Annotated in this window: 13 protein-coding genes and 2 pseudogenes; all 15 read left to right on the top strand. The window is 39.1% G+C overall.

The window, feature by feature from the left end:
• Positions 1-525: pseudogene (locus QZ548_RS05025) on the top strand (signal recognition particle protein); the annotation flags it as partial.
• A gap of 59 nt (positions 526-584) precedes the next feature.
• A complete protein-coding gene (gene rpsP / locus QZ548_RS05020; protein WP_004695565.1) occupies positions 585-848 on the top strand; it encodes a 30S ribosomal protein S16 in 264 nt (87 codons plus the stop codon).
• Between the two features lie 21 nt (positions 849-869).
• Positions 870-1,097: a KH domain-containing protein gene (locus QZ548_RS05015; protein ID WP_004695567.1), complete on the top strand. Its 228-nt coding sequence runs from the start codon at positions 870-872 to the stop codon at positions 1,095-1,097.
• A 14-nt stretch (positions 1,098-1,111) separates the two neighbouring features.
• Positions 1,112-1,519, top strand: coding sequence for a YlqD family protein (locus QZ548_RS05010; protein ID WP_105086221.1), 408 nt, complete (start codon positions 1,112-1,114; stop codon positions 1,517-1,519).
• Complete coding sequence (gene rimM, locus QZ548_RS05005; RefSeq protein WP_105090323.1) at positions 1,519-2,016, top strand: ribosome maturation factor RimM; 498 nt, start codon at positions 1,519-1,521, stop codon at positions 2,014-2,016. The genes QZ548_RS05010 and rimM overlap by 1 nt, the downstream gene beginning before the upstream one ends.
• A gap of 120 nt (positions 2,017-2,136) precedes the next feature.
• Positions 2,137-2,967, top strand: coding sequence for a tRNA (guanosine(37)-N1)-methyltransferase TrmD (trmD, locus tag QZ548_RS05000; protein ID WP_295868815.1), 831 nt, complete (start codon positions 2,137-2,139; stop codon positions 2,965-2,967).
• Positions 2,964-3,617 carry an NAD(P)H-binding protein gene (locus QZ548_RS04995; RefSeq protein WP_295868812.1) on the top strand — a complete coding sequence of 218 codons (654 nt, stop codon included), beginning with the start codon at positions 2,964-2,966 and terminating at the stop codon, positions 3,615-3,617. The genes trmD and QZ548_RS04995 overlap by 4 nt, the downstream gene beginning before the upstream one ends.
• A 75-nt stretch (positions 3,618-3,692) precedes the next feature.
• Positions 3,693-4,739 (top strand): DUF4178 domain-containing protein, encoded by a 1,047-nt coding sequence (locus tag QZ548_RS04990; protein WP_295868811.1) that lies wholly within the window; start codon positions 3,693-3,695, stop codon positions 4,737-4,739.
• A 44-nt stretch (positions 4,740-4,783) separates the two neighbouring features.
• Complete coding sequence (locus tag QZ548_RS04985) at positions 4,784-5,356, top strand: hypothetical protein (RefSeq protein WP_295868809.1); 573 nt, start codon at positions 4,784-4,786, stop codon at positions 5,354-5,356.
• Between the two features lie 14 nt (positions 5,357-5,370).
• A complete protein-coding gene (locus tag QZ548_RS04980; RefSeq protein WP_295868805.1) occupies positions 5,371-6,678 on the top strand; it encodes a glutathionylspermidine synthase family protein in 1,308 nt (435 codons plus the stop codon).
• A 101-nt stretch (positions 6,679-6,779) separates the two neighbouring features.
• The gene (locus tag QZ548_RS04975; protein WP_119206523.1) at positions 6,780-7,850 is read left to right on the top strand and encodes a hypothetical protein; all 1,071 of its coding nucleotides are present in this window, start codon (positions 6,780-6,782) and stop codon (positions 7,848-7,850) included.
• A gap of 10 nt (positions 7,851-7,860) precedes the next feature.
• On the top strand, positions 7,861-8,292 hold the full coding sequence (locus QZ548_RS04970) for a DUF350 domain-containing protein (RefSeq protein ID WP_295868803.1): 432 nt from the start codon (positions 7,861-7,863) through the stop codon (positions 8,290-8,292).
• An 11-nt stretch (positions 8,293-8,303) separates the two neighbouring features.
• Positions 8,304-8,864, top strand: a complete 561-nt coding sequence (locus QZ548_RS04965) for a hypothetical protein (protein ID WP_295868800.1) — start codon at positions 8,304-8,306, stop codon at positions 8,862-8,864.
• A gap of 57 nt (positions 8,865-8,921) precedes the next feature.
• A complete protein-coding gene (locus QZ548_RS04960) occupies positions 8,922-9,494 on the top strand; it encodes an RNA methyltransferase (protein ID WP_295868797.1) in 573 nt (190 codons plus the stop codon).
• Positions 9,495-9,503: 9 nt separating this feature from the next.
• A pseudogene (locus QZ548_RS04955) lies at positions 9,504-9,787 on the top strand (YebC/PmpR family DNA-binding transcriptional regulator); the annotation flags it as partial.

The raw sequence follows: 9,787 nt of genomic DNA, 5'->3' as shown, positions 1-9,787 counted from the left end.
AGCGAAAAAATGGATGGTTTCGATGTATTCTATCCAGACCGCATGGCTTCTCGTATCCTCGACTTGGGCGACTTTAAAACATTGATTGAAAATGTACAAGGCGCCATCGATGAAGAAGAAGCTCGTGAAATGGCTAAGAAAATGGCGAAAAACAATTTCACCTTGGATGACTTCTTGAAACAGATGAACCAAGTGAGAAAGTTAGGGCCATTACAAAATATTATTGGTATGTTGCCAGGCATGGGACAAATTAAGGATCAATTGAAAGACCTTGATTTGAATAGTAAAGAGGTGCGCCGTATTGAGGCCATCATTACATCCATGACGGCAGCAGAGCGAGAAAATCCAAGTATTCTTAATGGTTCTCGCCGCAAGCGTATTGCATTAGGTTCTGGTACTCAGGTACAAGATGTAAATCGCTTGTTGAAACAATTTGAAGAAGCGCGGAAGATGATGAAGCGCATGCAAGGTTTACGTGGCGGTAAGGGCGGCTTCCCTGGAATGCCTAAATTACCGTTTATGTAATACATGGGCAGGGGCGCTGAACCTGTCCACCCATATCAGTATAAGGAGGTGAATTTCACATGTTAAAAATTCGTTTGACTCGTTTAGGTGCTAAAAAAGCTCCTTTCTACCGTATCGTTGTTGCTGACGCACGTGCTCCACGTGAAGGTCGTCCTGTTGACACTATTGGTCAATATGATGCTACTAAACAACCAGCTATCGTTAATGTAGACGAAGAAAAAGCTTTGGCTTGGTTAGCTAAAGGTGCTCAGCCTACTGACACTGTTCGCTCCTTGTTCAAAAAACAAGGCGTTATGCAAAAATTTGCTGACGCTAAAAAGTAATTAATAGAGAGGCATACTGTGATGATAGAATTAATTTCATTAATTGCGAAATCATTAGTGAAGCAGCCTGATGCCGTTTCTGTTACCATGGTCCAAAAGGGCAATGTTGAGGTCTATGAACTTCATGTAGCTCCAGAGGATATGGGTAAAGTCATCGGAAAACAAGGTCGAATTGCAAAAGCAATTCGCTCTGTGGTGAAAGCGGCGGCTATTAAAGAGAACAAAAAGATATCTGTTGATATTGTCTAAAAGGGAGTATTCCAATGGAAGAAATGACATTACGTGTCCCTGTAGCAGTAAAAGCAAAAGTAACAGAAGACTTGAAAGCGAAAATTGTATCTGATCTTGAAACTCGCCTTGATATGGTGAATAAAGATTTGGAAGCAATTGAGTTTCAAGCTCAACGTATTTTAGCTGATGCAGCTAAAGTTGATGCGACAAGTCTTACTGCAATTCGTCAACAAATCGACGAAGAGAAAAATAAACGCTTGGCTTTCAAAGAAGAAGTAACAGCTAAATTGAAAGACGCTCAAGAATTATCCTTAGGAACTGAAATTCCTCAAGGTACATTAGAGCAAACAGTTACCGTTAAAATCGGGGATAATTTGGATGCCATGATGGGCGCTGAAATCCTATTAGAAGACGGTAAAATCGTTGCGTTTCGTCAATAATGAAGCCTAACGATTTCATCACAATAGGTGTTATCATCGCCCCGCACGGCGTGCGGGGTGATCTTCGTATTATGCCTCAAACCGATTTTCCAGAACGGTTTATGCATATGGATGCCTGTTACATCGATGGTAAAGAATACCACGTTGCATCCGCACGATTTCACAAACAATTTGTATTAGCATCCTTTAAGGAAATTCCTGATCGCAACACAGCTGAATTATTCGGTAAGAAAGAAATTCAAGTGCGTCGTGAAGATTTAGTGGAATTGCCAGAAGGTCGCTATTACATCTTTGATATTATTGGTCTCGAAGTACAAGATACAAAAGGCAATGTGCTTGGCACAGTGACTGATGTATTACAACCGGGTGCTAATGATGTCTATGTGGTTTCCAAAGATGGGGAACCAGATCAATTATTTGCAGCCATTGAAGATGTTGTTAAGGACATCGACGTGGAAAATAATTTAATGATCGTAGATCCGCCTGAATGGATATAATCCTTTAGGCGGTTTTGTTTTATCTACATATAGGTATATTATGGTAAAAGTTATATAATATAGCTATATATAGATAATGCTAATGAGTTTATGTGAGTTAATAAGTATAGGGGACGGTCTATGCGTATCGATATCGTATCTTTATTTCCTGAGTTTTTTGATGCCTTTTTTAGTCATTCCATCATAAAACGGGCTATCGAAGCAGAACGATTGTCTATGGGTGTAACTAACCCTCGAGACTTTAGTCATAATAAACATGGTCAAGTTGATGATACACCGTATGGTGGTGGGGCTGGTATGCTCATGATGGCGCCTCCCATATTTGAAGCGGTGGAATCTGTTATTGTCCAATATGACAATACGCTTAACAGTACCTATACTACTGATGAGATGTGTGATGAAATGAGTCTTATTGGTAATCCTAGTGAAAGTATACGACGTCGTATTATTTTCATGGGTCCTACAGGCCAGCCTTTCACACAGGAGAAGGCTCGTGAACTAGCTACATACGATCAAATAGTCCTCATTTGTGGTCATTATGAAGGTGTAGACTACCGTGTAGAGGAACATTTAGTAGATGAAACGATTTCTATTGGTGATTATGTATTAACTGGTGGTGAGTTGCCAGCTATGGTTGTAGCCGATGCAGTAGCTCGCATGATTCCAGGTGTACTAGGTGCAGCGAGTGGGGCACAGGAGGATTCTTTTTATGAACCTTTGTTAGAATGTCCTCAATATACAAAGCCCCCTGAATTTAGAGGCTGGGCTGTTCCAGATGTATTGAGAAGTGGTCATCATAAAAATATTGCTACTTGGCGTCAAAAAGAAGCTCTTAAAAGAACTCGGTTGTTACGTCCAGATTTATTGGAACGTCCATTAACAAAAGAAGAGATTAAGCTTTTAAAAGAGATAGTTGAGGAAGAGTCTGTAAGACTTAAAGGTGAAGAATGAAAGCGTTAGTATTAGGCGCCACTGGTGCAGTCGGTAGTCATATTGTAGACACGTTAATTGATAATCATGAGATTCAAGACATTCATGTATTTGTACGTCGTCCAGTAACATATACATCTCCAAAGGTAACAGTTCATATTGTTAATTTTGATGAACCTCGTGAATGGGCACACTTAGTGACAGGGGATATTTTATTCTCTGCTATGGGTACAAACCGTAAACAAGCGGGCTCTAAAGAAGCACAATGGACCGTAGATTATACGTATCAGTATGAAATGGCACGCATTGCAGCTCAAAATGGTGTGAAAAAATATGGTTTAGTATCCTCTTTGGGAGCAAATCCAAAGTCTCCATTCTTCTATATGTCCATGAAAGGACAATTAGAAGATGTTATTTTAGAGTTGCCTTTTGAAGCGATTGTTATTGCTCGTCCAGCTACATTGATTCGAGAAGAACCTAAGTTGGTAGAACGCATTAGCTGTGCTGTATTTGGTGTTATCAATAAAGTTCATATATTAATGAGCCAAGAACCCGTAAAGACGGCTGACGTAGCAAATGTTCTTGTAAAAGCTACAATAGGGCAGCAGTATGGCATTTCCATTATTGAAAATGAAACGATTCATGAGCGGATAGGCTATTTTAAAGCTTAATTTCATTAAATCCCGTTTAGGAGAGAGAGTAGTTTAGATGCGTATATAAGTATTGCTACTCTAACGAGGTTGTTTATGAAGTTTAATTGTTACGATGTCCTTGAGGTTCAGGGAAAACGATATGTAGTCGGGGAGGTCATTTCTTATCAAGAGTTTATTGTTGATAAAACAATACGTTATGATCTTAATGATGAAAATTATAAAAAAGAACTGGGTGTTTCCAAAGGAGCTCAGTCTTGGACAGAATATGGTCTTATGCCCGTTAATGGGACGGATAAAAAATGGCTTACCATTGTAAACGGTGAAAAAGAATACTGCACTTTTTCTGAAACAGTTTTACGTTCAACCCCTCCTGCAGGATATAGATTACATGATAAAGGTATAGAACGTGTCGTAGCTGTGGAGGGACAATCGAAGGCTAGAAGTGGCGACAAAGCAGATTATAAAGAATATAGATCAATTAAAAAGGATAAAACCTATGTATTCTTTATTGAGGGCTGGCATGGTGGTTTGACGGACCAAGCTCAAGGTGAGCGGATTCGTTTGTCTGATGTACATCGACGGCGAGATCAGGCTGCTCAAGCAGCGAGTAAAAAGATTCGTAATGCAGCTCGCAGAAAAGAATGGACACGATTGAGTCTGAGTTGGGGAATCATTTTATTATTTTTGGGATATTTGTTTATAGAAGATATGTCTTGGCATGAATTGCGTGATGAAGTTGGATTCCCATATACCATGGAAGAGCGCATTAAAGATTCCTATTATTATGAACCGCAAGGTACAAAAGACGGTTTGATGGTATATACGTCAAAGCAAGATCCAAATGCAACGGCTATCGATCTTATCGATGCTGTGTATGGCAAGGTTTATACTATTAAACAAGATACTAAGTCCCCTGAGCAGTGGATTGTCATTTATACGACTAAAGATGTATCTGTTATTAGTGTGGTTAATGGCACTACGTATGTTGAAGTGGGGCAATTAAAAAACTTGTCAGATTCGGAGGATAGACGTATAGCGACTATTAGAAATGACAGTGAAATATTGTTACGATATGCGTATATGGTGGAATTAAAGAATAAACAGGGTCGTAAGACGTTATCAAATATAATAAAAGATTGATATAGTATTGATTTCAGTTACGAAACTAAACGAAGGAATATTATATGTATGAACCAAGTAAGAATACTGTTTATATAGCCATAGCCTTTACATCTATAGCAGCTCTAGTAGGTGCTTATTCGTATTGGGACGATATTAGCTATGCTCTATGTGATGTGGCCAAACCAGAATTAAATAATGGTGAAGTGCGGCTCATTGATGATGAAGGTAAAAGCTATACCTTGATTAATCACGGTGATGGAAAAGAAACTGCACTCTATGATGATGCAGAAAAATCTGTTACCTTTCATCGTGATGAGAAAGGTAATATTATATGGGATGCAGGCTTAGCCAGTTTGATTCCAACTTTGGCGGTAGGTTACTATGCGTTCCATGGCTTTTCAGCTCCAACGGCATATATGGATGCACCCAGTATGACCTATCGTGCTACATCGCCACTTACACCTTTTGATGCAAATACAGGCGCTAGCAAATCTAATAGTGTAAGAGTGGCTAGGACTATTAATGAGATGACTAGAAATCGTTATAATACTAAAACGAGTAATCGAGCACATAGAATTGGTGAAAAGTATGGCTTTGGTAGTGTAGGGGCTCGAACTTCGAGCGGTGCCTCTTAATGAAAGGATGAACAATGAAATCCTATATTGATGAGCTTGATAGAAATATATTTAATTTCGTGGAATATGAAGGGTATGATGATCGGTATACTTCCTTGTCTATGCAGGCCTTTTCATCCGACTTTTACGATGAAATTCGCCATGCTTCACGTAGATTATTTCAAATATTTTGTAAAGCTGCAAAAGTATTTCAAATGGCACCAGATGACTTTGCTCGAAATATGGATATGCCAGACAATTTAATTCCTTATTTACATAAGTCGAATGCCTTAGGGTTACCAACGTGGTTATCACGCTTTGATTTTGTTCTCGATGTAAATGGCAATTTGCGGATGGTAGAACTTAATGCGGATACGCCATGTTTTCTTATTGAAAGCTATTATGCCAATGAAGTTGCAGCTAATTATGTAGGACGAAAACATCCTAATATAGAATGCCGAAAAGAATTACATACATTTTTAAAGCGCATGTATGATGCTGTTTTATCTGCTAAGTATGGTAGAAACCAATATGAATCTATGCGGGCAAATAGAGAGCGCTTACCTAAGGATCCCTTTGTATTCTCTTGTTTTCATGATTATTTTGAAGACTACGGTACAACACAATTCCTTATGAAGGAATTAAAAACAGCCTGTCCTGAGGCAGATACGCGATTCATATCCTTTTATGATATGAAGATTGATGATGAGGGCATCCCTTTAGAAGATGGTAGTCATGCGACTCTATTATATCGATTGCATCCCATGGAACTTTTGATTGATGAACAAACACCTGATAATGAACCTTTGGGTGAGATGTTCTTAGATTTGTACGAGGAGAATAGATTTGCTCTTTTTAATCCGCCAGAGGCAATTATTTTACAAAACAAATCATTTATGTCCTTAGTATATGCATTGTATTTAACAGATCAATTTTTTACCAAACCAGATCGAGATATCATCGAGCTTTATTTGGCACCATCCTATTTTGAAAATGATTTTTTCTCTCTTGATGATGGCCTTTATATTCAAAAGGAGATTTGGGGCCGTGAAGGAAGGCATGTACAAGTTGTTCAAAAGCGTGGTGATACATCTGAGATTTACATGGAAAAGCTAGTTGATAACTATGACGATATTGTTTGTCGCGATAGTAAAAAGGTTATGTATCAAGACTTTATACAGCAGAAACGTTTTACTCATACAGTTGATTGTGGAGTGAAAGATGGATTTTTAACCTTATCCTGTTTTATGCTTGGTGATCAAGCTTCTGCGGTAGGATGCCGTTTTTCTCCGGAAGAGATAGCTGGTACAGAAGCCTACTATGTACCATTACTAATAGAGTAAGCGAAATACTATGGAATTTGTGGCTATATAGTATGTTAAACGAATGATAATAGGTTTACTTCACAGCAGTTATGGTTATGTCTATTTTAGCGAGGGTGCGTATGGAGTTTAATTGTTATGATGTCTTAGAGGTTCATGGCAGCCGTTATGTAATCACTGAGAAAATTAAATATATAGAGATTATTCCAAAAGCAGATAAGGAACAATCCTATAGGGGCCAGCCGTCTATGACCAAATCACCTGGTGATTATTGGCATGAATATGGACTAGAGGCTGTTGAGGGAATCGATAAAATATGGTTAACCATTGAGTATAATGATAATGAATGGTGTACCGTATCTAGAACATCCTTTCATACTCGGCCGGGGAAAGATTTTACATTACATCAAATCGGCTTAGAAAAGGTTGTCGATGTGGATGGTGAAAGTGGTGCCTCCGTAGGGGACCGCGCAGGATATAGAGAATATCAGCTACCTTGTGAAGGTGGTGCTAGTGTATTCTTTGAAGAAGAGTGGTTTGAAGGTAAAAAAATGTTTGCCGAAGGATCACGAGTGCCCTTGGTGAACATTCGTCTTTGTAATGATGCAGCCGCTCAAGCTATTAAGCAAAAGATGCGTAACAAATCAATGAAAAAGAGGTTTGGATCTATTGCTGTTGGGGTGGGGTATGGTGTACTATTTTTACTGTTTCTATTTTGGTCGGACAATGATTTGTCTTGGCATAGTATACGCGCTATGTTTGGAGTACCTTACACGGCAAAAGAACATATGCATGACACATCTGCATATTATACAAAAACAGATTCGGATAGCGACTATGTATACACGTCTACACTAGATCCTGTTAGTACCGCATTAGATTTGATTGATTCTGTGAATGGTGATATTAAGAACGAGCGGGATAACTTAGAAGAGGGACATGAAGTTATTGTATTTTATTCTGGGGACTTGGTGTATCTCATCACTAATACGGATGGACAAACTAGGGTTAAGGTATGTGAACAATCAAAATTAACACAAGAGGATTGGAAAATTATTGATCGTACATTAATCAGCTCTCATATACTCGATAACTATGCGACCATGGTTCGACTAGGGGATAATACGGGACGCGAACGATTGTATCCTACCAGCAACTCTAACAACACATCCAATACAAAATTATATTATTAGGAGGCTTATTATGATTTATATACCAGATGTATTATTGACAATTTTTTATGCTTGTTTTGGCATTATACTGATGTTGACAGCGAACACGGTTATCGATTTCTTCGTGCCTGGAAAATTTAGTGAAGAAATTAAGCGTGGTAACTGTGCTGTGGCGTGGCTTTCAGCGGGATCATTTATCGGTATCGGTGAAATTTTGCGCGCTGTTATTATGTCACCAGCCGTGACTACGGCTGATACGTCCCTGTTACATGGCATTGTAGCCAGTGTTGTATACGCTGTGCTAGGTATTATACTATTTGTAACGGGCTATATGTTTATCAATATTTGGCATCGTAAATATAAATTATCCGAAGAACTTATGCGTGGTAATACAGCTGCTGGTATTCTTGTATTTGGCATTTTTGTAGGTCTTGCTCTTGTTATTAGCGGTGCTGTGCACTAAGGGAGCGTTTTATGTATAAGCCAAGTAAGAAAACCATATACCTTACAGGTGCTTTCGCTGCAGTTGCTGGTCTTGTAGGTGTGTATTCATACTGGAACGATATCTCCTATGCTGTGTGTGATAAGGTTTATCCAGAGGCAAATGAGGGAGAGGTTCGATTAAAGGATAGTCAAGGTAATCGGTATTCTCTTTTAAACCATGGCGATGGAAAAGAAACCGCCTTGTATGACGATAATCGTTCAGTTACCTTTCACCGTGATACTAGCGGCAATTTAGTGTGGGATGCAGGGCTAGCAGGACTTTTGCCAAGTATTGCTGCAGGCTACTATATTTTCCATGGATTTAATCCCCCTACAGCGCGTATGGATGGAAGAACTATGACATACCGTGTGGCAGCACCTTTGAAACCCTATGAGGAACCAAATGTATATACCGCATCTGGTTCAAATGTGCGTACTTCTTTGGGGAGACGTACTTATCAAGACTATGAGAAGCGAAGAAGTCAAAAAGCCTCTTCTATAGGTCAAAAGTCGGGCTTTGGTAGTGCTGGTTCACGGTCTAGTGCTTCATAATGGATGCGATGACACTATATGTTAATGAAAGTTGTTTAGAAATTAGGAGATTTAGCATTGGCTAACTTATATATTGGACTTGTTCATTATCCGATTATGAATAAGCATAAAGATGTGATAACGACGGCCATTACCAATTATGATATTCATGATATTGCACGAGCATCTATTACCTATGATGTATCTAAATATTTTGTGATTCACAATATACCTGCTCAGCGTGAGCTGGTGAGTACCATCATGGAACATTGGAAATCTGGATTTGGTTCTACTTACAATCCAGATCGCAAGGATGCTTTCACCGGCGTGGAGTTGGTTAACTCTATTGCAGTAGCAGTGCGAATGATTGAAGACCTAGAAGGTATGAAACCTATTGTGGCGACAACAGATGCGCGTACCTATGATAATACAATTTCCTATGCACGGATGCGTGAACATCTTGAAAATGAGGGGCGCCCTGTGTTAGTATTATTTGGTACCGGTTATGGTATGACAAAAGAAATGATGGAAAGCTTTGACTATATTTTAGAACCTATATATGGCCATGGTGAATACAATCATTTATCTGTGCGTAGTGCTGTATCGATTATCCTTGATCGGCTGCGGGGCGAAGCATGGTGGAATAAATAGGAGGCGTCTATGTCAGGACATTCAAAATGGGCAAATATTAAACATAAAAAAGGTAAAACCGATGCATTGAAGGCTAAATTGGCTACGAAAATCGGTCGTGAAATTACTGTAGCAGCACGTATGGGTGGTGCCGATCCAACAGGTAATATGCGTTTGAAATTGGCTTTACAAAAAGCTCGTGAAAACAATATTCCTAAGGATAATATTCAACGTGCCATCGATAAGGGCGTTGGCGCTACGGATATGAACGCATACGAAGAAATCGTATATGAAGGTTATGGTCCTGCCGGTGT

The organism is uncultured Veillonella sp. (assembly GCF_915069625.1).
GTDB lineage: Bacteria > Bacillota > Negativicutes > Veillonellales > Veillonellaceae > Veillonella.
The sequence above is the reverse complement of the archived record's forward strand: the minus strand, read 5'-3'. Positions and strand labels throughout refer to the sequence as shown.

Bases quoted from the DNA above. Each gene is read 5' to 3' on its own strand.
- rpsP (WP_004695565.1), top strand. From the start codon at position 585: ATGTTAAAAATTCGTTTGACTCGTTTAGGTGCTAAAAAAGCTCCTTTC.
- QZ548_RS05015 (WP_004695567.1), top strand. From the start codon at position 870: ATGATAGAATTAATTTCATTAATTGCGAAATCATTAGTGAAGCAGCCT.
- QZ548_RS05010 (WP_105086221.1), top strand. From the start codon at position 1,112: ATGGAAGAAATGACATTACGTGTCCCTGTAGCAGTAAAAGCAAAAGTA.
- rimM (WP_105090323.1), top strand. From the start codon at position 1,519: ATGAAGCCTAACGATTTCATCACAATAGGTGTTATCATCGCCCCGCAC.
- trmD (WP_295868815.1), top strand. From the start codon at position 2,137: ATGCGTATCGATATCGTATCTTTATTTCCTGAGTTTTTTGATGCCTTT.
- QZ548_RS04995 (WP_295868812.1), top strand. From the start codon at position 2,964: ATGAAAGCGTTAGTATTAGGCGCCACTGGTGCAGTCGGTAGTCATATT.
- QZ548_RS04990 (WP_295868811.1), top strand. From the start codon at position 3,693: ATGAAGTTTAATTGTTACGATGTCCTTGAGGTTCAGGGAAAACGATAT.
- QZ548_RS04985 (WP_295868809.1), top strand. From the start codon at position 4,784: ATGTATGAACCAAGTAAGAATACTGTTTATATAGCCATAGCCTTTACA.
- QZ548_RS04980 (WP_295868805.1), top strand. From the start codon at position 5,371: ATGAAATCCTATATTGATGAGCTTGATAGAAATATATTTAATTTCGTG.
- QZ548_RS04975 (WP_119206523.1), top strand. From the start codon at position 6,780: ATGGAGTTTAATTGTTATGATGTCTTAGAGGTTCATGGCAGCCGTTAT.
- QZ548_RS04970 (WP_295868803.1), top strand. From the start codon at position 7,861: ATGATTTATATACCAGATGTATTATTGACAATTTTTTATGCTTGTTTT.
- QZ548_RS04965 (WP_295868800.1), top strand. From the start codon at position 8,304: ATGTATAAGCCAAGTAAGAAAACCATATACCTTACAGGTGCTTTCGCT.